Below are 21,504 nucleotides of genomic sequence, written 5' to 3'. Positions count from 1 at the left end.
CGCATGGCACACAGATCGCGCGTCGACCGCGTAATCTTTCAAGAACGTCAGAGGCAGCACATCCACGTCATCCGCACGTCCGCGCACGCGGTGATTCCGGGCGGTGACGATCGACGAAGAGGGGCGGCATGGACCGCGGGACGGTCGGCAGTGCGAATCGGGGTCGACTTCAGGTCGGGGTCCGGACCGAAGGGCGCAGTGAGGTCGTCACGCCCGTGGGTGAGCTGGACCACCACACGGCCGACCTGCTGCGCGAGCCCCTGGAGCGCGCGGTCGAGCAGGGCCGGGCACGCCTGGTGGTGGACTGCTCGGGGCTCGAATTCTGCGACTCCACCGGGCTGAACGTGCTGCTCGGTGCCCGCCTGAAGGCGGAGGCGGCCGGGGGAGGGGTCCATCTGGCCGGGATGCTGCCGGTGGTGGCGCGGGTCTTCGAGATCACCGGCGCCGAGGCGGTCTTCACCGTCCACGACTCCCTGGAAGCGGCGCTGGAGACGTGACCGCGGCGCGCGACCGGCGTGCGGGGGCCGGGGCGCGCGGCCGCGCACGCGGAGCGGTCCCGGGCGCCCCGGGTGTTGCCCGCGTCACGCGATCCGCACGGACGAAGTGGGTGTTGTCACGATTCGGCCGGGCAGAAGACATCCGGCAGGGCCAAGGACGACCCGAACGCTCCGCATCCGTATCCGTACTCGTACCCGTGTCCGTACTCGCATTCGTAACCACATGTGTGATCGCAACTGGAACCGTCCGGAACCGTCGGACGGTTGTGGCGGCGACAAGGTGAATCGGTGAGGTGAAGCGCTGATGAGCACCACCCGGCAGCATCCGCCGGGCGACCTCGGCCGGGAGCCGCAGGACGCCGACGCGGACGAGGGCGCCGCCGCACCCGCGTCCGGTCCGGACGGGCGGCAGTGGCACACCCTGGCGTTGCGCGGTGTCCCCGGGGTCGTACCGGCCGCCCGGGACTTCGCCCGCCAGGCGCTGCACGAATGGGGCTGGCTCCCCGCCTCCGGCGCCGACGCCCGCGCCGCCGCCGAGGACGTCCTGCTGGTCGTCTCCGAGCTGGTCACCAACGCCTGCCTGCACGCCGAGGGGCCGGACGAGATCCGGATCGCCCGCACGGCGAAGGTGCTGCGGGTGGAGGTCGTCGACGGGGGTGCCGGGCAGCCCGCGCCCCGTACGCCGCACCGCGCCGGACGCCCCGGCGGCCACGGGATGTTCATCGTGCAGCGGCTCTGCCTGGACTGGGGCGTGCTGCGGGTGCCCGGCAGGCCCGGCAAGACCGTCTGGGCGGAGCTGGCCGCGCCCGCGTAGGGCGCCCGTCCAGGGCCTTTCACCACACTTCGAGGAGCGCGCCGGATCGGCGCGCTCTTTGTCTTCCCTCCACAAGGTGCCGGGCGTACCTTGAGCGCCCGATCTGATATGTCGTCAGGAAATCGCGTCGGTGGAAACCGGCGTGCGACGACCTCCGGCACGAGGGGAACTCAGGTGTCCTACCAGAAGCGAACAGCTCTCGCGCTGGCGTCCGCGCTGGCGGGCACGGTGGTGCTGATGGCCGCGCCCGCCGCCCACGCCACGGTCGTGGACGTCGACTACAAGTGCAAGACCCCGATCGGCGACAAGCAGGCCGTGTCGCCCATCGACATCAAGGCCGTCAAGAGCGGCGGGGGCTACCGGCTCACGATGTCCTTCCAGAAGGGCGTCTCCTCCAGCCCGATCGAACTGGGCAAGGGCGCCATGAACCCCAGCGCGGTCATCAAGGTGGGCGGCGCCGACTCGGGCCAGGTCCAGGTCTCCGGTCCGTCGAACTCCGCCGCGATACCCGCCAACACCCCCATCAAGATCAGCGACCTGTCCGGTACGTACACCCCGAGGAAGAGCGGCAAGGTCGACTTCACCGCCGGCGTGCTCACCATCAAGGCGATCGGTACGACGACGACCTGCACCCCGGCCAACAACCCCGGCCCCGCGCTCCAGTTGGACGTCACGGCGGCCTCCGGCGGCGCACCGCAGAGCACCTCGGGCGACGGCGGGGGGCAGCTCCCGAAGACCGGTCCGCTCGACTCGGCGGTGGCCCTCGGCACGCTCGGCGGCACGGTACTGCTGGCCGGTGCGGCCGGGGTGCTCTGGCTGACCCGGCGCGGCCAGGGCGCCGAGGCCCGCTGAGACACGGCCCCGCACCGATCCGCCGGACACGCCCAGGGAGCCGCCCATGCCGTCGCCGCCAGGTCACGCCGCCCGACTCGTCCTCGCCGTGGCGCTGTGCGCCCTCGCGCTCGTCCTCGCCCCGGCCACCGGGGCGTCGGCCGCCGACGCGTGGACGGCGCGGCCCGGGGTGTCCGGCTCCGGCGCGGGCGGCCGACCGTACGTCTATCTGGAGGGCCCGCCCGGGGCGGTGCTCCACGACCGGCTCTCCGTCACCAACCCGGGCCGGTCGCCGGTCACCGTACGGCTGAGCGGTTCGGGGCTCGGGGGGCGGCTGCGGACGGCCGCCGCCGAGGTCACCGTCCCGGCCCGCACCCGGGCCGACGTGCCGTTCACCGTGACGGTGCCGACGACGGCTCCGCCCGGCGACCGCCCGGGTGCGATCGCGGTGCGCGGCGGCGGCCGCTCGGCGGACGTACGGGTCCGGCTGCGGGTCGCCGGGCCGACGCTGGCCGCGCTCACCGTGGAGGACGTCGCCGTGTCCGGACGGCTCATCCACTACACGCTGGTCAACCGGGGCAACGCGGTCCTCGCCCCGAGGCTCGCCGTCCGCGCCGACGGGGTGTTCGGGCCGCTGCTCCGGCGTCCGGCCCGGGACCTTCCGGTACGGGTACGGCCCGGCGGGCGGGTCCGGCTCACCGAGCCGTGGCGGGAGCGGCCCGCGTTCGACTCGGCGACCGTACGGCTGGCGGTCGGCGCGGCGGGCGGGGCGCACGACGAGGCGACAGTACGCGCGGTCTCCGTCCCATGGGCGCCGCTCACCGCCGGCGCGCTGCTGGCCCTGACCGGCGCGGGAGCGGGCGCGTACGCCCTGCGTCGGAGGCGGGCGCGCGGTCGGCGGCCGGATGACGGGGAAGGGCGGCGGCCGGACGGCGAGCAATCGCCGCCAGCCGGTGAGGAATTGCGGCCGGTCGGCCGGGAGCACTCCAGGAGCAGGCACGTGGCGAAGGCGGGAGCGGAATCGTGACTGGACAGGCCGGACCGGCAGCACCCCGCGGCGGCGGCCACCGCCGGGCCGCGGCCCCGTGCCCCGCGCTGCTCATGGCCCTGCTGACCGTACTGCTGGCCGCCCTGCCCGTACTCCCGGTGGCGGGCGGCATGAGCACGGCGGGCGCCGCCGACGCCGCCCCCGCCGTCTCCCTCTCCACGCAGCAGGCGGGCAAGGGCGGCACGATCACCGTGAAGGGCGGTGGCTGGCGTCCCAAGGCCCTGCTCATCATGCTGATCTGCGGCCGGTCCACGACCGACCGGGGCGTGATCGGCGGCACCAACTCCTGCGCCAACGCCGAGGGCCAGGCCGTCACCACCGACGGCCGGGGCGTCTTCCGGAAGAAGCTCCCGGTGGCCGAACCACCGGTGCCCTGCCCGTGCGTGGTGCACGTCGCGACCGTCACCGGCGCGTCCGCCACCGCCGACGCCGCGTTCGTCGTCGCCGGGCATCCGATCGCCCCGCTGCCGAAGGAGGGCACCGGCGGGCGGCTGGCGGTGCTCGCCACGCCCCGGCTGGCGGGCGACGGCGGAGTCCTCACCTGGTTCGGCGCCCCGCCGGCCCGGCGGCTGGTCCTCACCGTGGGCAACCTGGGCTCCTCGCCGGTCGAGGACCCGGTCTTCGAGATCGGCACCGCGCACGGCGTCTTCGCCCCGCAGTGGGAGGAGCGGCAGTGGCGCGGCACCGTCCGGCCCGGCGGCAAGGCCCACGTCGAACTCCCGGTCGAGCTGACGGCGGGGGCGCACGGCGACTACCAGGTGTCGTTGCGGTACGGCGGAAAGGTGCTGGCCGAGCAGCCCTGGGGGGTCGGGCGGCCCTGGGGCGTCACGCTCTTCTGGGTGCTGCTGTGCCTGGTGGTGCCGGCCGCCGTGTTCCGGGTCGGCATGGCGGTCGTCGACAAGGTACGGCCCCGCTCCGCACGCCCCGCGCGGCGCGCCCCGAAGCCCGCCCGTAAACCCGCCTCGAAACGCCGCGCCGGTCGGGGCACCGGGCGTCGAGGCACCCCCGACAGACCCACCGGACCCACCGGACCCACCGGACCCACCGGACCCACCGGACCCGACGGGCCCGACGGGACCACCGGCTCCCCGGTCACCACCACGGCCGCGCTGCCGTGGTTCACACCCGATTCCGCACCGTCAGAGAACAGACCGACGACGAAGGGACATTCGTGAGGACGCAACGGACGCAACGCAGGACCGTCGCGGCCGGGGTCGCGATGATGCTCGGCGGCGCGGGCATCCTGCTGGTCGCGAGTCCGGCCCAGGCCGCCGACGTCTCGTACGCCACGGAGTGCATTCCGCCGCCCATCTCGGGGCTGCCGCCCGTGGAGGGCACCACCCAGGTGCAGCTGACCGCGCCCGCCGAGGCGAAGGTCGGGGACACCGTGGAGGTGGTCTGGAAGACGGTCCAGGGCGCTTCCAAGAACCCCGGCATGATCGACCTCCAGAAGGACACGGTCAAACCGACCGGCACCGTGAAGGTCGGCGGCGCGGCGACCGGCACCCTGCAGATGGAGGGGGAGCGGCAGAACCCGCCGATCCCGAAGAACAGCGACATGGTGCTGTCCGACATGAAGGGCACGCTCAAGCTGGAGAAGGCCGGCGAGATCACGCTGACGCCGGACGCGTACAACATCAACGTCTCCAAGCCGATCTCCACCGACACCAAGTGCACCCCGAAGGAGACCGTCCAGCCGGGCGCGACCATCAAGGTCACCGAGGGCGGCGGCTCCACGGCCGGCGGTACGACGACCGGCTCCACCACGGCGGGCGGTACGACCTCCGGCTCCACCACGTCCGGCGGTACGACGGCGTCGGGAGGCACCACGTCCGGCTCCACCACCTCGGGAGGCACCACCGCTGGAGGCAGTGATTCCGGTGGCTCCACCTCCGGCGGCGGCGGTGGCCAGACCGACTTCCCGGGCAAGGAGGTCGCGGTCCACTTCGCCTGCACCTCCCCGGGACCGGCCGACATCGGCTCCAAGGTGACGATCAACGCGAAGAAGAGCGGCGGGAGCTACGCCCTCACGGTCAAGACGGCCAAGGGTGTGATGGACAGCCCGGCCGACCTGCCCGCCGGCGCGCTCAAGCCGTCCATGGACGTCGCCCTCGGCGGCGCCGACAAGGGCTCGGTGAAGGTCACCGGACCCGCCAACGCCGAACCGCTGAAGCTGGGCAAGCCGGTCGACCTGGCCGACATGACCGGTACGTACAAGCCCGGCGCGTCCGGCAAGTCCACCCTCAGCCCCGGCACCCTCACGATCGACGTGAACCTGGGCGGCCAGAAGCTCAGCATCCCGTGCAAGGTGAAGGGCTCGGCGCCCACGTCGCTGACGCTCGACACCGCGGCCCAGGAGGGCGGCGCCACCGGCTCCGCCACCACGGGCTCCTCCGGCGCGGCCGGTTCCGCGGCGGGCGGCACGGCCTCCGGCGGCGGGCTGGCGGCCACCGGGGCCGAGAACACCGGCACCCTGCGCGCCCTCGGCCTGGTCGCGGGCACCGCGATCCTGCTCGGCGGCGCGGTCTTCACCTTCACCCCGTGGCGCAGGCTGCGCACCACCCGGTGACGGCCCGGCTCCCGTAGCCGCGTGGGCCAGGTGCTCCGGAAACACCGCGGGGCCCGCCGCACCGTCGGAACCGAGACGGTGCGGCGGGCCCCGCGTACGCGAGGGGCGCGGGTCAGCGCACGTCGCCCATGAGGGCGCTGACCTTCCTGCGGTACATCCAGATCGCGAACGCGGCGACCACCGCGAGCCCCGCCTCGAAGGCCACGATCCCGGTCTTGTCCAGGTTCACCCCGGCCAGCGAGAGCAGGCTGGTGGTGCAGTCGCCCGCGGTCACCGCGAGGAACCAGACGCCCATCATCTGGCTGCCGTACTTCGCCGGGGCCATCTTCGTGGTGACCGAGAGGCCGACCGGGGAGAGGCAGAGCTCACCGACGGTCTGCAGGAAGTAGATCGACACCAGCCACATCGGGCTGACCTTCTCGCCGTCCGAGGCCATCGTCAGCGGCAGCATGAAGACGAAGAAGGAGACACCGACCAGGAAGAGGCCCGAGCCGAACTTGACGACCGTGCTCGGCTCCTTGCCGCGCCGGTTCAGCGCCAGCCATATCCAGGCGACGACCGGGGCCAGCGCCATGATGAAGACCGGGTTGATCGTCTGGTACCAGGAGGTCGGGAAGTCCAGCCCCAGCACGCTGTTGGTGGTGGAGGACTCGCCGAACAGCGACAGCGTGGAGCCGCCCTGGTCGTAGATCATCCAGAACACGGCGGCCGCGACGAAGAACCAGATGTAGCCGGACATCTTCGACTGCTCGGTCTTCGACAGGTCGCGGTCGCGCTTGATCCGCGCCAGCACCATGACCGGGATCACCAGACCGGCGACGGTGATCGGGACCAGCGCCCAGTTCAGCGTGTAGAGGTCGGCGGCGACGACCGCGCCGTAGAAGACGACCGCGACGGCCAGCCAGATCAGGCCCTTGCGCAGGGTGGAGCGGCGCTCCTGGTCCGACAGCGGCTTCGGTACGACGCTGCTGCGCGGGCTGAGGTGCCGGGTGCCGATCAGGAACTGGGCCAGACCCAGCGCCATCCCGAACGCGGCTATGGCGAAGCCGAGGTGCCAGTTCACCTTCTCGCCGACGGTGCCGATGACCAGCGGCGCGGCGAAGGCACCGAGGTTGATGCCCATGTAGAAGACGGTGAAGCCACCGTCGCGGCGCGGGTCGTCCGGGCCCTTGTAGAGGTGGCCGACCATCGTCGAGATGTTGGCCTTCAGCAGTCCCGAGCCGAGCGCGACCAGCGCCAGACCGGCGAAGAACGTGCCGGTGCCGGGCAGCGCGAGGGTCAGGTGCCCCAGCATGATGATCGACGCCGAGACGGTGACCGTCCTGCGCGGCCCCCAGACCCGGTCGCCGAACCAGCCGCCGGGCATGGCGAGCAGGTACACCATCGCCATGTAGATGGAGTAGATCGAGGTGGCTGTGGCCGCGTTCATGTGCAGGCCGGATCCGGAGACCAGGTACAGCGGAAGCAGGGCCCTCATGCCGTAGAAGCTGAAGCGCTCCCACATCTCGGTCATGAAGAGAGTGGCCAGGCCGCGGGGGTGGCCGAAGAAGGTCTTCTCGGCACCGGAGGTACTGGCCGGGTCCTTCGTCAGGCTGGACGCCATGGTCGATCCTTGTGTGCTCGGGACGCGACGCCGGTGAGCGTGGTGCGCCCGGTGGGGGGAGGCCGGCACCGGCGCGTGCCGGTCCCGCCCCTCACGCCCGGAAGGGGAAGCCGTCCCTCTTCCGTCCGGCACCGTGGGGGAGCCGCCCGGAAGGGGACGAGGACCGACCGCGCCGGGATCCACGCCCGGCACGCTTCCTCGCGTTCCGGGCCCGGCCACAGGTCATTCACTGAAAGTCGCGACTGGTGGGTACCAGCCGGTCAACAAAAGAGACCCTCGGCGCTAAAAGCTGCCCAAGGGTCCTTGAGTCGTGCAACAGGCGTCAAGCAACCATACGGCACGACAGAGCCCCATTTGAAAGGACTTGAGAGATGGATCACAGGTGGAAAGGGAACCGAGGTCGCACATTCGAAGGCGCCGACCCGCCTGATGCGCAGACCCGCAGGGCTTCTGGATCACCTCCCGGCGGCGACCCCGCGCGGACTACCATCAGTCCATGACCCGTGTACTGCTCGCCGAGGACGACGCATCCATCTCGGAGCCACTGGCCCGCGCCCTCCGCCGGGAGGGATACGAGGTCGAGGTCCGCGAGGACGGCCCGACCGCGCTCGACGCCGGCCTCCAGGGCGGGATCGACCTGGTCGTGCTCGACCTGGGGCTCCCCGGGATGGACGGACTGGAAGTGGCCCGCAGGCTCCGCGCCGAGGGACACGCCGTACCGATCCTGGTACTGACCGCCCGGGCCGACGAGGTCGACACCGTCGTCGGTCTCGACGCCGGCGCCGACGACTACGTCACCAAGCCCTTCCGCCTCGCCGAGCTGCTCGCCCGCGTCCGGGCCCTGCTCCGCCGCGGCGCCGCCGAGCCCGCGCCGCAGCCCGCCACGCACGGCGTCCGGATCGACGTCGAGTCGCACCGCGCCTGGATGGGCGAGGAGGAACTCCAGCTCACCGCCAAGGAGTTCGACCTGCTGCGGGTCCTGGTCCGCGACGCCGGCCGGGTCGTCACCCGCGACCAGCTCATGCGCGAGGTCTGGGACACCACCTGGTGGTCGTCGACCAAGACGCTCGACATGCACATCTCCTGGCTCCGCAAGAAGCTCGGCGACGACGCCGCCAACCCCCGCTACATCGCGACCGTGCGCGGCGTCGGCTTCCGCTTCGAGAAGAGCTGACGCCCGCCGCCCCAGGGGCGAACACCGAGGACGGCAACGTCGAGGACGGAAGCACCCAGCACCATGCGCCGCAGACTGATCAACTCCACGCTCGCCGTGGTGCTCGTGGTGATCGGCGTCTTCGGCGTCTCCCTCGTCATCGTCGAGACCCGCACCATCAGCAACAGCGCCCAGGAGAGCGTCGACTCCGAGGCGCTGCGGCTGATCAGCGTCGTCGAGAGCCGGATCCTGGAGGACGAGAAGGTCACCTCGGCACTCCTCTCCCAGCAGATCGACCACAAGCGCTACGCCCTGGTCGAGATCCCCGGCCGGGCCCCCATCGAGCTCGGCAAGCAGCCGTCCGGCAACGTGATCAGCAGCACGGCCGAGGGGGAGCGCGGCGAGAAGGTCACCGTCGAGGAGTCCAGCTCGGCGGTCACCCGTGAGGTCGGCCGCACGCTGCTGATCATCGGCGCGGTGGCGCTGCTGGCCATCGTCTCCGCCGTCCTCCTGGCCGTACGCCAGGCCAACCGGCTCACCTCGCCGCTGACCGACCTGGCCGAGACCGCCGAGCGGCTCGGCTCGGGCGACCCCCGCCCGCGCCACAAGCGGTACGGGGTGCCGGAGCTGGACCGGGTCGCCGACGTCCTGGACGCCTCCGCCGAGCGGATCGCCCGGATGCTGACCGCCGAGCGCCGCCTCGCCGCCGACGCCTCGCACCAGCTCCGCACCCCGCTCACCGCGCTCTCCATGCGGATCGAGGAGATCTCCGTCACCGACGACCCGGAGACGGTCAAGGAAGAGGCGAACATCGCCCTCACCCAGGTCGAGCGGCTCACCGACGTCGTCGAGCGGCTGCTCACCAACGCCCGCGACCCCCGTACCGGCTCCGCCGTCGTCTTCGACCTCGACGAGGTCGTCAAGCAGCAGATCGAGGAGTGGCGCCCGGCCTACCGCAGCGCGGGCCGCGCCATCGTCCGCTCCGGCAAGCAGGGACTCCAGGCCGTCGGCACCCCGGGCGCCGTCGCCCAGGTGCTGGCCGCGCTGATCGAGAACTCCCTCATGCACGGCGGCGGCACGGTCGCCCTGCGCACCCGGGTCACCGGCAACCAGGCGGTCATCGAGGTCACCGACGAGGGCCCCGGCGTCCCCGCCGACCTGGGCGCCCGGATCTTCGAGCGGACGATCAGCGGCCGCAACTCCACCGGAATCGGCCTCGCCGTGGCCCGGGACCTCGCCGAGGCGGACGGCGGCCGCCTCGAACTGCTCCAGCCGAAACCCGCGGTCTTCGCCCTCTTCCTCAGCCGGACCGCCCTGAACCGGCAGGAGCCGGACCGCCCGGTGCGCTGAGCCCCCGGCGCCCCGGACCTACCGGCGCGCGGCGGGCGCCGCCGCGGACTCCTCGGCGGGAGCCTCCACGGGGACGGGCAGAGCCTTGAAGACCCACGTCCGGTAGGACCAGAAACGGAACAGGGTCGCCACCCCGATCCCGAGGACCTTGAAGACGTTGCTCTGGACCGGGGTGTCCCACCCGAAGCCGTACGTCGCCACGTACAGCACACCGGTCTCGATGACCGCCCCCACCGCGCTGAACAGCAGGAACAGCGTCAGCTCCCGGGTCCGGCCGCTCTTGTCGCGGTCCCGGTAGGTCCAGTGGCGGAAGCCGATGTAGTTGCCGAGGATCGCGACGAAGGTGGCCAGCAGGCCGGCCCGCACCGTCGGGATCGGGGTGTAGCGCCAGAGCAGGTTGGACACCACGATGTTGACCACCAGGCCGACCCCTCCGACCACGCCGAACTTGGCGACCTCCCGGGCCAGTAGCTCCAGCCGCGCCCGCAGTCCGCCCCGCTCGCCCATGGTGATCGCTCGCCCGTCCGTCGTGTGTGCCCGCCGTGTACATGCGTCGACTCCGTCAACCCGGTCATGCTAGGGCGTGTTTCGAAAGTCCCGTCTGCCCGGGGGCGCCCGGCCCTTCCCCGAGCTCTCGGCTCCGCTCGAGCAGGGGAGACCCCATTGCTCGCCGCGTTGTCGGGATCACCCCGATACAACCAGTATCGGGGCGACCCTCCGCCTTGCGATCGCACGCACCGGACACCCCCGGGCCTGCCCTCCGGGCAGACGACGCTACTTCCGAAACACGCCCTGGAGCCTGTCCGGAAGGGGGACGGAGGGTGTCGTCCGGAGCCCGCGGAGGCGGCGGATACCCTGGAGGAGTGACGTTTCCGGTAGTCGGCATGGTCGGCGGCGGTCAGCTCGCCCGTATGACCCACGAGGCGGGCATCCCCCTCGGCATCAAGTTCAAGCTCCTCAGTGACACCCCCCAGGACTCGGCGGCCCAGGTGGTGAGCGAAGTCGTCGTGGGCGACTATCGCGACCTGGACACGCTGCGCGCCTTCGCGCGCGGCTGCGACGTGATCACCTTCGATCACGAGCACGTGCCCACCGAGCACCTGCGGGCCCTGGAGGCGGACGGCATCCCCGTACGCCCCGGCCCCGACGCGCTGGTGCACGCCCAGGACAAGGGGGTGATGCGCGCGAAGCTCACCGAGATCGGCGCGCCCTGCCCCCGCCACCGCATCGTGGAGGACCCGGCCGACGTGGCCGCCTTCGCCGAGGAGGCCGGCGGCTTCCCCGTGATCCTCAAGACGGTCCGCGGCGGCTACGACGGCAAGGGCGTCTGGGTGGTCCGCTCCGAGGCCGACGCGGCCGAGCCCTTCCGGGCCGGCGTCGCGGTCCTCGCGGAGGAGAAGGTCGACTTCGTACGGGAGCTGGCGGCCAACATCGTCCGCTCGCCGCACGGCCAGGCCGTCGCCTACCCGGTCGTCGAGTCCATCCAGGTCGACGGTGTCTGCGACACGGTCATCGCCCCCGCCCCCGAGCTGGACGAGACCCTGGCCGGCGAGGCCCAGCGGCTGGCCCTGCGGATCGCCGCCGAGCTGGGCGTCGTCGGTCACCTCGCGGTGGAGCTCTTCGAGACCCGTGACGGCCGCATCCTCGTCAACGAGCTGGCCATGCGCCCGCACAACTCCGGCCACTGGACCCAGGACGGCGCGGTCACCTCGCAGTTCGCCAACCACGTCCGCGCCGTGCTCGACCTGCCGCTGGGCGACCCCCGCCCGCGCGCCCCCTGGACGGTCATGTGCAACGTCCTCGGCGGCGACTACCCGGACATGTACCAGGGCTACCTGCACTGCATGGCCCGCGACCCGCGGCTCAAGATCCACATGTACGGAAAGGACGTGAAGCCCGGCCGCAAGGTCGGACACGTCAACACCTACGGCGACGACCTGGCGGACGTGCGGGAGCGCGCCCGGCACGCGGCCGACTACCTGCGAGGAACGATCACCGAATGACCTCCCCCGCGCCGCTCGTCGGCATCGTCATGGGCTCGGACTCCGACTGGCCCGTCATGGAAGCGGCGGCCAAGGCCCTCGACGAGTTCGAGATCCGCTACGAGGTCGACGTCGTCTCCGCCCACCGCATGCCGCACGAGATGATCGCGTACGGCGAGCACGCGGCGGACCGCGGCCTCAAGGCGATCATCGCGGGCGCGGGCGGCGCCGCCCACCTGCCGGGCATGCTCGCCTCCGTCACCCCGCTGCCGGTCATCGGCGTGCCGGTCCCGCTGAAGTACCTGGACGGCATGGACAGCCTGCTCTCCATCGTGCAGATGCCCGCCGGGGTCCCGGTCGCCACCGTCTCGGTCGGCGGCGCGCGCAACGCGGGCCTGCTCGCCGCCCGCATCCTCGCCGCCCACGACGGCGAGCTGCTGGCCCGGATGCGGGAGTTCCAGCAGGAGCTGAACGACCAGGCGACGGAGAAGGGCAAGCGCCTGCGCAACAAGGTCAAGGGCGCCGACGCCTTCGGCAAGTAGACGCGAGCGAGGGGGAGAACCGGTGGAGCAGCACGTGGAGCGGGCGAGGGAACTCCTCGCCGAGTACCCCGTCGTCGACGGGCACAACGACCTGCCGTGGGCGCTGCGCGAACAGGTCGGCTACGACCTCGACGCCCGCGACATCGCCGACGACCAGTCCGCCCACCTGCACACCGACATCCCCCGGCTGCGCGCCGGCGGCGTCGGCGCCCAGTTCTGGTCGGTCTACGTACGGACCGACATGGCGGGCGACGAGGCCGTCAGCGCCACCCTGGAACAGATCGACGTCGTCACCGAGCTGCTCGCCCGGTACCCCGCCGACCTGCGGCGCGCGCTGACCGCCGACGACATGGAGGCGGCCCGCGCCGAGGGCCGCATCGCCTCCCTGATGGGCGCCGAGGGCGGCCACTCCATCAACAACTCGCTGGGCACCCTGCGCGGCCTGCACGCGCTGGGCGTCCGCTACATGACGCTCACCCACAACGACAACATCGCGTGGGCGGACTCGGCGACCGACGAACCGGGCGTCGGCGGCCTCTCGCCCTTCGGCCACGAGGTCGTCCGCGAGATGAACCGCACCGGCATGCTGGTCGACCTCTCCCACGTGGCGGCCTCCACGATGCGCGACGCGCTGGACACCTCCGTCGCGCCGGTGATCTTCTCGCACTCCTCCTCGCGCGCCGTCTGCGACCACCCGCGCAACATCCCCGACGACGTCCTCGGCCGGCTCCCCGGCAACGGGGGCATCGCCATGGCCACCTTCGTCCCGAAGTTCGTCCTGCCGGCGGCCGTCGCCTGGACGCTGGCCGCCGACGAGAACCTCCGCGCCCACGGGCTGCACCACCTCGACACCACCGCACGGGCCATGGAGATCCACGCCGCCTTCGAGGCGGCCCACCCGCGCCCGGTGGCCACCGTGGCGACCATCGCCGACCACCTCGACCACATGCGCGAGGTCGCGGGCATCGACCACATCGGCATCGGCGGCGACTACGACGGCACCGCCTTCCTCCCCGACGGCCTCGGGGACGTCGCCGGATACCCGAACCTGATCGCGGAACTCCTCCGCCGCGGCTGGTCCGCCGACGACCTGGCCAAGCTCACCTGGCGCAACGCCGTACGGGTGCTGCGCGACGCGGAGGACGTCGCCCGCGACCTGCGCACCCGCCGCGGCCCCTCGCACGCCACGATCGAGCAGCTCGACCGCTGAACGGACGGGGCGCCCCACCGGGGCGCCCCGAACCCGTCCCCTACCCGGCACAGAGGCAGAACGGGTGCCCCGCCGGGTCCGCGTACACCCGGAACGTCCGCTCCCGGTCCGCCGCGTCCAGCACGGTCGCACCCAGCGCCAGCGCCTCCTTCTCCGCCGCGTCCAGATCCGCCACGGTCAGGTCCAGATGGGACTGCTGCGAGGCGTCCGGGCGCGGCCACTCCGGCGGTACGAAACCGGGCGCGGCCTGGAAGGCGATCACCGTGGAGCCGGCCCCGGTCAGCTCCACCCAGTCCTCCCCGCCGGGCACGATCTCCCCGCCCAGCAGCCCCGCGTAGAACCTGGCGAGCGCGATCGGATCCGGACAGTCCAGAACAACAGAACCCAGTGCGGCCACAGCCATGACACAGCCCTCCCTCGGAAACGTGGTTACCGCTACATCGGCTTAACCGGTAACCGTTACTGCATGCTGCCGCACCAGAGGTAACGTCGCAACATGATTGAGAAGGAACATGAGTGAGAAGGACACCGCGCCCGGCCCGCTCGCGCTGATCGAGTCCCTGGTCAACACCCTGGACGTCGAGACGGGCGCGGACACGCTCGACACGGCGGACGGCCGCGCCGCCTTCGGCCTCACCGAGGCCGAGGTCCCGGACGCCCGCGCCCTGCGCGAGGCGCTCCGTACCGCCTGCCTGGCCCACGCGGGCCACCGCCCGCCGCAGGACGCCGGTTCCCCGCTGGACCGGCTGCTCGCCGAGGCGCCGCTACGGGTCACCGTGGACGCGGCCGGCGCCGCCGCGCTGCGCCCCGTCACCGAACCGGCCGGGCTGACCGCCCGGGTCGCCTCGGCCATCGCCGCCGCGGCGGCCGACGGCACCTGGGCCCGGCTCAAGGCGTGCGAGGCCGACGACTGCCGGTGGGCGTACTACGACCGCAGCCCGGCGGGGCGCCGCCGCTGGTGCTCGATGGCGGTGTGCGGCGCCCGCGCCAAGATGCGCACCTACCGCGCGAAGCGCGGCTGAGCGAAACGGGCCGGCCGGCCGGATCAGGCCGTCGGGCGCCCCATGGCCCGGAACGTCCAGCCGGCCGCGCGCCACCGCTCGCCGTCCAGCGCGTTCCGCCCGTCCAGGACGATCCGGTGCGCCACGGCCTCACCGAGCTGCGCCGGGTCCAGCTCGCGGAACTCCCGCCACTCCGTCAGGTGCAGCACCACATCGGCGCCGCGCACCGCGTCCAGCGCCGTCTCCGCGTACCCCAGGGTCGGGAAGAGGAGCCGGGCGTTGTCCATGCCCTTGGGGTCGAAGACGGTGACCTGGCCGCCCTGCAACTGGATCTGCCCCGCCACGTTCAGCGCCGGCGAGTCCCGTACGTCGTCCGAGTCCGGCTTGAACGTCGCGCCGAGCACGGCCACCCGCTTGCCGAGGAACGAGCCGCCGCCCACGGCCTCCCGGGCCAGCTCCACCATGTGGCCGCGGCGCCGCATGTTGACCGAGTCGACCTCCCGGAGGAAGGTCAGCGCCTGGTCCACGCCCAGCTCACCGGCGCGCGCCATGAACGCCCGGATGTCCTTCGGCAGGCAGCCGCCGCCGAAGCCGATCCCGGCCCGCAGGAACTTCGAGCCGATCCGCTCGTCGTGGCCGATCGCCTCGGCCAGCTTCACCACGTCGCCGTCGGTGGCCTCGCAGACCTCCGCCATGGCGTTGATGAACGAGATCTTCGTGGCCAGGAAGGAGTTGGCCGCCGTCTTCACCAGCTCGGAGGTCGGGAAGTCCGTCACCACGAACGGCGCGCCCTCGGTGATCGGCGTCGCGTACACCTCGCGCAGCAGCTTCTCGGCCCGCTCGCTCCGTACGCCGACGACGATCCGGTCCGGGTGCAGGGTGTCCTGCACGGCGAAGCCCTCGCGCAGGAACTCCGGGTTCCAGGCCAGCTCCGCGTCGGCGCCCGCCGGGGCCAGCTCCGCCAGCCGGTCGGCCAGCCGGGCCGCCGAGCCCACCGGGACGGTCGACTTCCCGACGACCAGGGCGGGCCGGGTCAGGTGCGGGGCCAGCGACTCGAACGCGGAGTCGACGTAGCTCATGTCGCAGGCGTACTCGCCGTGCCGCTGCGGAGTGTTCACGCAGACGAAGTGCACATCGCCGAACTCGGCCACCTCCTCCCAGGAGGTGGTGAACCGCAGCCGCCCGGTGGAGCCCTCGATGCCCGCGACGTGCTTGCGCAGCAACTCGTCCAGGCCCGGTTCGTACATCGGCCCCCGGCCGGCGCTCAGCGTCTCGATCTTCTCGGGCACGACGTCGAGGCCGAGCACGTCGAACCCCAGCTCCGCCATGGCCGCGGCGTGGGTGGCGCCGAGGTAGCCGGTGCCGATCACAGTGATCCTGAGGGCCATGAAGTGCTCCTGGAAGATGCGGACAGACATGCGGTGAACGAGCATAGTCCTGCTTCCGAAGGCCCGGATTCCGGCCGCCCGTGCGGTCGCGCCGCCCTTCTGGACCCCTGTCGTGAAGCTCACGCGGCCTTTGCGTAGGCCATCGTGGGCACGGCGCCCTAAAATTGAGTTACTTAACGGTAGTTAGCGTATGGGGAGTGAGCGTCTTGGCGGGTTCGACCGATTTCGACCTGTACCGTCCGGCCGAGGAGCACGAGATGCTCCGGGAGACGGTGCGTGCGCTTGCCGAGGCGAAGATCGCCCCGCATGCGGCAGCGGTCGACGAGGAGGCGCGCTTCCCGCAGGAGGCGCTCGACGCCCTGACCGCGGCGGACCTGCACGCGGTCCACGTACCGGAGGAGTACGGCGGCGCGGGCGCCGACGCCCTCGCCACGGTCATCGTCATCGAGGAGGTGGCCCGCGCCTGCGCCTCCTCCTCCCTCATCCCGGCCGTGAACAAGCTCGGCTCCCTCCCGGTGATCCTCTCCGGCTCGGAGGCCCTGAAGAAGAAGTACCTGGGCCCGCTCGCCAAGGGCGACGCGATGTTCTCGTACTGTCTCTCCGAGCCCGACGCGGGTTCGGACGCGGCCGGCATGAAGACCCGGGCCGTGCGCGACGGCGACTTCTGGGTCCTCAACGGTGTGAAGCGCTGGATCACCAACGCGGGCGTCTCCGAGTACTACACGGTCATGGCCGTCACCGACCCGACCAAGCGCTCCAAGGGCATCTCCGCCTTCGTCGTCGAGAAGTCGGACGAGGGCGTCTCCTTCGGCGCGCCGGAGAAGAAGCTCGGCATCAAGGGTTCGCCGACCCGCGAGGTCTACTTCGACAACGTCCGCATCCCCGCCGACCGCATGATCGGCGAGGAGGGCACCGGCTTCGCCACCGCGATGAAGACCCTGGACCACACCCGCATCACCATCGCGGCCCAGGCCCTCGGCATCGCCCAGGGCGCCCTCGACTACGCCAAGGGCTACGTCCAGGAGCGCAAGCAGTTCGGCAAGCCGATCGCCGACTTCCAGGGCGTCCAGTTCATGCTCGCCGACATGGCCATGAAGCTGGAGGCGGCCCGCCAGCTCACCTACTCCGCCGCCGCCAAGTCCGAGCGCGTCGACGGCGACCTGACCTTCTTCGGCGCCGCCGCCAAGTGCTTCGCCTCCGACGTCGCGATGGAGGTCACCACGGACGCGGTCCAGCTCCTCGGCGGCTACGGCTACACCCGCGACTACCCGGTGGAGCGCATGATGCGCGACGCCAAGATCACCCAGATCTACGAGGGCACGAACCAGGTCCAGCGCATCGTCATGGCGCGCAACCTGCCGTAGCAAGGTTTTCGCAGGTCAGCGACCGTTTCTGATGGCTCGCGGGCGGGGCTCGGCTTCCGGTCGGTGCGGTTCCGTTCGGGCCTGATCCTGGGCGAGAAATCGCCTCTCACCTGCACAAACACAGCGGCCCCCGGGCTTCGCGCCGGGGGCCGTTCGTATGGTCTCCGTGGCCGCCGCACGCCTGGACGAACGATGCGCCGCTGATGTCGAGCGCGTACGGGTCGGTTCCGTTCTGCGTCACTGCACCTCCTGCTCGACTCATCGCGGTCATGGCTGACCGCCGCCGCCCGGCACGGGCGGGAGCTCAGCGTTTCCACCGCCGGAGTGGGGCTCTACTCAGCACGTACGACCACGGCGAACGATGTCCGCATGCGTCGGAATCCGGCGTGCCCGGACCGGCCGGTATGGCTCATGCATTCCACGTCGACGGACGCCGACTCGATGGAAGGCGCCGCCTTCCACTTGCAGCCCAAGCACTCGGCCTCGAACGTCACATCCGTGCCCGGGTGTTCGGTGATCCGGTGCTTCACGTACCGCATCACTGTTCTGACGCTCACAGCCCACCCCTACGGCTCCGCCTGTTGACCTCCGCGACCCTGGCGCTCAGTTCCTCTCGCGCCGGGTGTGGAGGAGGGGCCTGGTAGTCCGGGCACTTCGGGCTGCCGCATGCGCACTTCGGCCGGCGAAGGGGCGAGCCGGGGCCGAGGTCCGCCCCCTCCGGCCCCGGGTCGGACGCGCTCACCAGGAACACGCTGTCGACACCGCATGCCGGGGAGGGGGGTGAGAGGAACTGTCGAGCCCCGCTGCTGCGCAGATGGGCAGTGGCTTCCGTGTTCTGCGCCTTGGCCTCGCCCATCGCGCCGCACCCTCCCGATTGACTCCGATTCGATGTGTCGACGGTAGGAAGTGATGGGTGTCGGGCTCCACTAACTTGCATGGGCTTGCACCACAATTGGTCTTGGCAGCCGAGCACCGAGACTCGGACGGAGTGCGAGGCGAGCAGCCCTGCGAACGGCTCGGTGCCTGACAGCGAAGCCATCGTCAGGATTCCGGCCCGGATGATTCCGATGATCAGGGAGGCGTGTGATGCCGTCGAGCGTGCCCAGCTTCGCTGAGCTGCTTGGCCAGTGCGAGCGATCCGCCCTGCACCTGGAGTTGCGCGACTCGTACGCCCCGACGGAAAGGTTCGAGGCGTGGAAGCGTGGAGAGCGGATCAGCTGGGAGGACCGCGAGTCCTGGTGGGATCCCTATGACCGGTTGATCGAGGACACCGTGGCCAGGGGCGTGGTGATCCGAAGGGCACGGGTGGTGTCTGAACCGGTGTCGGAGTACATCCGCTGGGAGCACTACGTCACACATGCCAATGTCGTGGCAGGGGAGCAGGTCCGCTGGCTGCCCCGGCGACGGACAACGGCCATTTCTCTGCCGGGGAACGACTTCTGGTTGTTCGATGACGCTCTCCTCCGTGTGCACCACTTCTCGGGTGAAGGCGTGGTGGTGGAAGACGAGGTCACGGCCGACCCGGAGGCAGTGAAGCTGTGTTCCGCTGCGTTCGAAGCGGTCTGGGAGCAAGCGATCCCGCACCACCAGTACAAGATCTGAGAAAGCCAGCACCATGCCTCCGCACCCCCCTTCACGCGTTCAGAAGGCTCGCGAAGTCCTGGCCGGCCGTCTGCGCGAGATACGGAGAGACGCAGGGATCAGCGGGCGGGAGCTGGCCGTCCGGTGCGGTTGGTCCGAGTCGAAGTCGTCCCGGATCGAGAACTCCAAGACGCCTCCCTCCGATGCCGATATCCGAGCGTGGTGCGGGGCCTGCGCCGCTGAGGACCAGGCCCCTGATCTGATCGCGGCCAACAGGCAGTCCGCTGAAGCATATGTGGAGTGGAAGCGGCTTCAGCGGACTGGCCTCCGGCGCTTGCAAGAGAGCACCGGCGACCTGTACCGACAAGCCAAGACTTTCCGCGTCTATGTATCCGACGTGATCCCCGGCTTCCTTCAGACCCCGGGCTACGCGTCCGCGCTGCTGTCCTCCATCGCGGATTTCCGAGGGACACCGGACGACGTGAGCGAGGCTGTTGCAGCCCGGATACGGCGAAACGAGGTGCTGAGCGAGGGCGGGCGCCGGTTCTCCTTCGTGCTGGAGGAGCCGGTGTTGCGACACCGGCTGTGCACCGCTGAAACCATGGCGGCGCAGCTCGGCCACCTGCTTGGGGTCATGGAGCTTCAGAACGTTGCCGTGGGCATCATTCCGCTTTCCGGGCAACGGGCCGTGTGGCCCATGCCGACCTTCACGATCTTCGACGACAAGAGGGTTCACGCCGATACCCTCGATGCCGCCTCCACACTCACGCAGCCCAGCCAGGTTGAGCTGTACGCCCGAGCCTTTGAACGCCTCTCGCAGCAGGCTGCACGGGGAGCGGCGGCTCGCTCCCTCATCGCGGACGCGGTGGCATCCCTGAGCTGACCGGCGACGGCGGCCCCGCACGTACGGCTGATCATGGGGAAATGCCGGGAAGGCACCCCGTGAAGGGGGCGAACCAGGTCCAGCGCCGCTCCGACCACTCGGACCGCACGAGGAACGCCACCGCCGAACGGCGGTGGCGCTCCCTATTGGGGGAGACGTGCGGGCGGGCGTCGGTAGTCTGCGCCGGATGGCTGATGGGCCGGTCACCGTTCGGGGAGGGAACATGACGACGCCACTGCCCGCCCCTTCGTTGCGCACCGCCCGCCTTCGGCTGCGCGCCTTCGAGGACGCGGACGGGGACGGGCTCTTCGCACTGCACAGCAGCGCCCGTGTGCTGCGGTACTGGGACTCGCCGCCGTGGAGCGAACGCGAGCGCGCCGGGAGGTTCGTCGAGACCTGTCGGCGGATGGTGCGGGAGGGCACCGGGGTGCGGCTCGCCGTGGACCGTGTCTCCGACGGGGCGTTCCTCGGCTGGTGCGGCCTGGTCGGGTGGAATCCGGACTACCGCAGCGCGTCGCTCGGCTACTGCTACGGCGAAGCGGCGTGGGGCCACGGCTACGCGACCGAGGCCGCCGGCTCCCTGCTGCGGTGGGCGTACGACACGCTGGACCTCAACCGCGTCCAGGCCGAGGCCGACACCCGCAACGCGGCGTCCGAACGGGTGCTGGAGAAGCTCGGGTTCGTCCGCGAAGGGACGCTGCGGGAGGACTGCGTCGTCAACGGCGAGGTCTCCGATTCATGGGTCTACGGGCTGATCCGGCGGGACTGGCGGCCTCCGGAGGAGCCGGTGTCCGTGCGCTGAGCCCGTACCGCACCCCCCCGGACGTGACAACATCCCCGCCCTTTGCCACGTCCGGTCAGATGCCTTCGTACTCCCCGTCGAAGCGGTCCAGATCCTCCTCGGTGCGGGCCCGGAGGAGGGCGGTTCCGTGGTCGTCGCGGATGATGACCCCGTCGTGCGCGTACCAGCGTGAGCCCGGCCGCTGGGCGGTCGGGTACTCCGGGAGCGGGAGGCGGCGGAAGGCCGCGGGGATGTCCTCGGGGTCCAGCCAGCCCATCAGGTCCTCGTCGGCGCAGAGCGCCTCGGACAGGACGAGTTCGACGAGCGCCACGCTCAGCCGGTCCAGCCAGGCGATCCAGTCGTCGGCGGTGGGCCTGGGGACGTCGAGGCGGAACACGACGGGCGGGTCCTCCTGACCGAGGTCCGTGACCCGTATGCCCCAGTAGGCGCAGGACTGGTTCTCGACGCGGAAGACCAGCACGCCCCGGTCCTCGTCCAGGTAGAGGTCCTCCGGGGCGAGCAGGGTGTCCTGATTGCTCGTCAGGTCGGGGCGCAGGCCCAGGAGGTGGTGGGCCTCGCGCAGGGCGGCGGGCAGGGGCAGGCCCAGCCGCTCCGCGGCCGCGTCGAGCTCGGCGGAGGCGCGGCCGTCGGCCGCGGTGAGCGGGCGGGGGCTCCAGTCGCGGGCGAAGGCGCGGACGAAGCGCCACGCCGCCCGCCGGTCGGGCCGCACGCCGACCGCGGCGGTCAACGCCTCCAGGTCCAGGGCGAGATCGGCACCGGAGTCCGGAGCGGGTGCCGAGGCCGCGGTGGACCCCGGGAGCGGGGGCGGTTGTTCCTGCGTCATGGGCGTGACTATAGGGAGCGCCACTGACAGGGCCCGCCAGCGGCAGCACACTCTGCCCCGACT

The 21,504-nt window shown here is 71.5% G+C and carries 23 protein-coding genes; 17 read left to right on the top strand and 6 right to left on the bottom strand.

Annotated elements, in window-relative coordinates; all coding sequences use genetic code 11:
* Nucleotides 1-128: 128 nt before the first annotated feature.
* The 6 genes from ACWC97_RS30025 (at nucleotide 129) to ACWC97_RS30000 (ending at nucleotide 5,759) form a co-directional block, all read left to right on the top strand.
* The gene (locus ACWC97_RS30025) at nucleotides 129-497 is read left to right on the top strand and encodes an STAS domain-containing protein (RefSeq protein ID WP_385206548.1); all 369 of its coding nucleotides are present in this window, start codon (nucleotides 129-131) and stop codon (nucleotides 495-497) included.
* 304 nt (nucleotides 498-801) lie between these two features.
* A complete protein-coding gene (locus ACWC97_RS30020) occupies nucleotides 802-1,311 on the top strand; it encodes an ATP-binding protein (RefSeq protein ID WP_352276994.1) in 510 nt (169 codons plus the stop codon).
* Nucleotides 1,312-1,485: 174 nt separating this feature from the next.
* On the top strand, nucleotides 1,486-2,163 hold the full coding sequence (locus tag ACWC97_RS30015) for a peptidase (RefSeq protein ID WP_352276996.1): 678 nt from the start codon (nucleotides 1,486-1,488) through the stop codon (nucleotides 2,161-2,163).
* A 46-nt stretch (nucleotides 2,164-2,209) separates the two neighbouring features.
* Nucleotides 2,210-3,169, top strand: coding sequence for a COG1470 family protein (locus tag ACWC97_RS30010; RefSeq protein WP_450652691.1), 960 nt, complete (start codon nucleotides 2,210-2,212; stop codon nucleotides 3,167-3,169).
* A complete protein-coding gene (locus ACWC97_RS30005; RefSeq protein WP_450652689.1) occupies nucleotides 3,166-4,365 on the top strand; it encodes a hypothetical protein in 1,200 nt (399 codons plus the stop codon). Before ACWC97_RS30010 ends, ACWC97_RS30005 begins: the two co-directional genes overlap by 4 nt.
* Nucleotides 4,366-4,409: 44 nt before the next feature.
* Nucleotides 4,410-5,759: a hypothetical protein gene (locus ACWC97_RS30000; protein WP_352277082.1), complete on the top strand. Its 1,350-nt coding sequence runs from the start codon at nucleotides 4,410-4,412 to the stop codon at nucleotides 5,757-5,759.
* A gap of 112 nt (nucleotides 5,760-5,871) precedes the next feature.
* On the opposite strand, the gene ACWC97_RS29995 is transcribed toward ACWC97_RS30000, so the two are convergent.
* Entirely contained in the window at nucleotides 5,872-7,362 is a 1,491-nt protein-coding gene (locus ACWC97_RS29995) for a peptide MFS transporter (protein WP_352276999.1), read from the bottom strand.
* Nucleotides 7,363-7,858: 496 nt separating this feature from the next.
* On the opposite strand from ACWC97_RS29995, the gene ACWC97_RS29990 reads away from it, so the two are divergent.
* Both ACWC97_RS29990 and ACWC97_RS29985 read left to right on the top strand, forming a co-directional pair.
* The gene (locus ACWC97_RS29990) at nucleotides 7,859-8,536 is read left to right on the top strand and encodes a response regulator transcription factor (protein WP_352277000.1); all 678 of its coding nucleotides are present in this window, start codon (nucleotides 7,859-7,861) and stop codon (nucleotides 8,534-8,536) included.
* Nucleotides 8,537-8,599: 63 nt separating this feature from the next.
* A complete protein-coding gene (locus ACWC97_RS29985) occupies nucleotides 8,600-9,865 on the top strand; it encodes an ATP-binding protein (protein WP_352277001.1) in 1,266 nt (421 codons plus the stop codon).
* A gap of 18 nt (nucleotides 9,866-9,883) precedes the next feature.
* On the opposite strand, the gene ACWC97_RS29980 is transcribed toward ACWC97_RS29985, so the two are convergent.
* Entirely contained in the window at nucleotides 9,884-10,372 is a 489-nt protein-coding gene (locus ACWC97_RS29980) for a GtrA family protein (protein ID WP_352277003.1), read from the bottom strand.
* A 356-nt stretch (nucleotides 10,373-10,728) separates the two neighbouring features.
* Here ACWC97_RS29980 and ACWC97_RS29975 point away from each other — a divergent pair, with 356 nt between their 5' ends.
* The 3 genes from ACWC97_RS29975 to ACWC97_RS29965 are packed head-to-tail and all read left to right on the top strand — an operon-like array spanning nucleotide 10,729 to nucleotide 13,599.
* Nucleotides 10,729-11,868, top strand: a complete 1,140-nt coding sequence (locus tag ACWC97_RS29975; protein WP_450652687.1) for a 5-(carboxyamino)imidazole ribonucleotide synthase — start codon at nucleotides 10,729-10,731, stop codon at nucleotides 11,866-11,868.
* Entirely contained in the window at nucleotides 11,865-12,389 is a 525-nt protein-coding gene (gene purE, locus ACWC97_RS29970; protein ID WP_450652685.1) for a 5-(carboxyamino)imidazole ribonucleotide mutase, read from the top strand. Before ACWC97_RS29975 ends, purE begins: the two co-directional genes overlap by 4 nt.
* Nucleotides 12,390-12,411: 22 nt before the next feature.
* Nucleotides 12,412-13,599, top strand: a complete 1,188-nt coding sequence (locus ACWC97_RS29965; protein ID WP_352277007.1) for a dipeptidase — start codon at nucleotides 12,412-12,414, stop codon at nucleotides 13,597-13,599.
* Nucleotides 13,600-13,639: 40 nt separating this feature from the next.
* Here the strand turns inward: ACWC97_RS29965 and ACWC97_RS29960 are convergent, their stop codons facing one another.
* Nucleotides 13,640-14,002, bottom strand: a complete 363-nt coding sequence (locus ACWC97_RS29960) for a VOC family protein (protein WP_352277008.1) — start codon at nucleotides 14,000-14,002, stop codon at nucleotides 13,640-13,642.
* A gap of 109 nt (nucleotides 14,003-14,111) precedes the next feature.
* On the opposite strand from ACWC97_RS29960, the gene ACWC97_RS29955 reads away from it, so the two are divergent.
* On the top strand, nucleotides 14,112-14,621 hold the full coding sequence (locus tag ACWC97_RS29955; RefSeq protein WP_450652682.1) for a CGNR zinc finger domain-containing protein: 510 nt from the start codon (nucleotides 14,112-14,114) through the stop codon (nucleotides 14,619-14,621).
* 23 nt (nucleotides 14,622-14,644) lie between these two features.
* On the opposite strand, the gene ACWC97_RS29950 is transcribed toward ACWC97_RS29955, so the two are convergent.
* Nucleotides 14,645-15,988 (bottom strand): UDP-glucose dehydrogenase family protein, encoded by a 1,344-nt coding sequence (locus ACWC97_RS29950; RefSeq protein ID WP_352277084.1) that lies wholly within the window; start codon nucleotides 15,986-15,988, stop codon nucleotides 14,645-14,647.
* A 206-nt stretch (nucleotides 15,989-16,194) separates the two neighbouring features.
* Here ACWC97_RS29950 and ACWC97_RS29945 point away from each other — a divergent pair, with 206 nt between their 5' ends.
* Nucleotides 16,195-17,352 (top strand): acyl-CoA dehydrogenase, encoded by a 1,158-nt coding sequence (locus ACWC97_RS29945; protein WP_352277086.1) that lies wholly within the window; start codon nucleotides 16,195-16,197, stop codon nucleotides 17,350-17,352.
* A 332-nt stretch (nucleotides 17,353-17,684) separates the two neighbouring features.
* On the opposite strand, the gene ACWC97_RS29940 is transcribed toward ACWC97_RS29945, so the two are convergent.
* Nucleotides 17,685-17,894, bottom strand: a complete 210-nt coding sequence (locus tag ACWC97_RS29940; RefSeq protein ID WP_450652739.1) for a DUF7848 domain-containing protein — start codon at nucleotides 17,892-17,894, stop codon at nucleotides 17,685-17,687.
* A gap of 348 nt (nucleotides 17,895-18,242) precedes the next feature.
* Here ACWC97_RS29940 and ACWC97_RS29935 point away from each other — a divergent pair, with 348 nt between their 5' ends.
* The 4 genes from ACWC97_RS29935 to ACWC97_RS29920 all read left to right on the top strand — a co-directional run bounded on the left by ACWC97_RS29935 (nucleotide 18,243) and on the right by ACWC97_RS29920 (nucleotide 20,618).
* Complete coding sequence (locus ACWC97_RS29935) at nucleotides 18,243-18,467, top strand: hypothetical protein (protein ID WP_450652680.1); 225 nt, start codon at nucleotides 18,243-18,245, stop codon at nucleotides 18,465-18,467.
* Nucleotides 18,439-18,954: a DUF6879 family protein gene (locus ACWC97_RS29930; RefSeq protein ID WP_450652678.1), complete on the top strand. Its 516-nt coding sequence runs from the start codon at nucleotides 18,439-18,441 to the stop codon at nucleotides 18,952-18,954. Before ACWC97_RS29935 ends, ACWC97_RS29930 begins: the two co-directional genes overlap by 29 nt.
* Nucleotides 18,955-18,967: 13 nt before the next feature.
* Nucleotides 18,968-19,816: a helix-turn-helix domain-containing protein gene (locus ACWC97_RS29925; RefSeq protein ID WP_450652676.1), complete on the top strand. Its 849-nt coding sequence runs from the start codon at nucleotides 18,968-18,970 to the stop codon at nucleotides 19,814-19,816.
* Between the two features lie 223 nt (nucleotides 19,817-20,039).
* Nucleotides 20,040-20,618, top strand: a complete 579-nt coding sequence (locus ACWC97_RS29920; RefSeq protein WP_450652674.1) for a GNAT family N-acetyltransferase — start codon at nucleotides 20,040-20,042, stop codon at nucleotides 20,616-20,618.
* A 55-nt stretch (nucleotides 20,619-20,673) separates the two neighbouring features.
* Here the strand turns inward: ACWC97_RS29920 and ACWC97_RS29915 are convergent, their stop codons facing one another.
* The gene (locus ACWC97_RS29915) at nucleotides 20,674-21,441 is read right to left on the bottom strand and encodes an SMI1/KNR4 family protein (protein WP_450652673.1); all 768 of its coding nucleotides are present in this window, start codon (nucleotides 21,439-21,441) and stop codon (nucleotides 20,674-20,676) included.
* Nucleotides 21,442-21,504 lie beyond the last annotated feature (63 nt).

This window comes from Streptomyces sp. NPDC001108, assembly GCF_053598535.1.
The sequence above is the reverse complement of the archived record's forward strand: the minus strand, read 5'-3'. Positions and strand labels throughout refer to the sequence as shown.

Coding starts and splice junctions, on each gene's coding strand:
- ACWC97_RS29955 (WP_450652682.1), top strand. CDS start 14,112: ATGAGTGAGAAGGACACCGCGCCCGGCCCGCTCGCGCTGATCGAGTCC.
- ACWC97_RS29930 (WP_450652678.1), top strand. CDS start 18,439: ATGCCGTCGAGCGTGCCCAGCTTCGCTGAGCTGCTTGGCCAGTGCGAG.
- ACWC97_RS30010 (WP_450652691.1), top strand. CDS start 2,210: ATGCCGTCGCCGCCAGGTCACGCCGCCCGACTCGTCCTCGCCGTGGCG.
- ACWC97_RS29920 (WP_450652674.1), top strand. CDS start 20,040: ATGACGACGCCACTGCCCGCCCCTTCGTTGCGCACCGCCCGCCTTCGG.
- ACWC97_RS30000 (WP_352277082.1), top strand. CDS start 4,410: ATGATGCTCGGCGGCGCGGGCATCCTGCTGGTCGCGAGTCCGGCCCAG.
- ACWC97_RS29990 (WP_352277000.1), top strand. CDS start 7,859: ATGACCCGTGTACTGCTCGCCGAGGACGACGCATCCATCTCGGAGCCA.
- ACWC97_RS29925 (WP_450652676.1), top strand. CDS start 18,968: ATGCCTCCGCACCCCCCTTCACGCGTTCAGAAGGCTCGCGAAGTCCTG.
- ACWC97_RS29950 (WP_352277084.1), bottom strand. CDS start 15,988: ATGGCCCTCAGGATCACTGTGATCGGCACCGGCTACCTCGGCGCCACC.
- purE (WP_450652685.1), top strand. CDS start 11,865: ATGACCTCCCCCGCGCCGCTCGTCGGCATCGTCATGGGCTCGGACTCC.
- ACWC97_RS30020 (WP_352276994.1), top strand. CDS start 802: ATGAGCACCACCCGGCAGCATCCGCCGGGCGACCTCGGCCGGGAGCCG.
- ACWC97_RS29980 (WP_352277003.1), bottom strand. CDS start 10,372: ATGGGCGAGCGGGGCGGACTGCGGGCGCGGCTGGAGCTACTGGCCCGG.
- ACWC97_RS30025 (WP_385206548.1), top strand. CDS start 129: ATGGACCGCGGGACGGTCGGCAGTGCGAATCGGGGTCGACTTCAGGTC.
- ACWC97_RS29985 (WP_352277001.1), top strand. CDS start 8,600: ATGCGCCGCAGACTGATCAACTCCACGCTCGCCGTGGTGCTCGTGGTG.
- ACWC97_RS29915 (WP_450652673.1), bottom strand. CDS start 21,441: ATGACGCAGGAACAACCGCCCCCGCTCCCGGGGTCCACCGCGGCCTCG.
- ACWC97_RS29960 (WP_352277008.1), bottom strand. CDS start 14,002: ATGGCTGTGGCCGCACTGGGTTCTGTTGTTCTGGACTGTCCGGATCCG.
- ACWC97_RS29995 (WP_352276999.1), bottom strand. CDS start 7,362: ATGGCGTCCAGCCTGACGAAGGACCCGGCCAGTACCTCCGGTGCCGAG.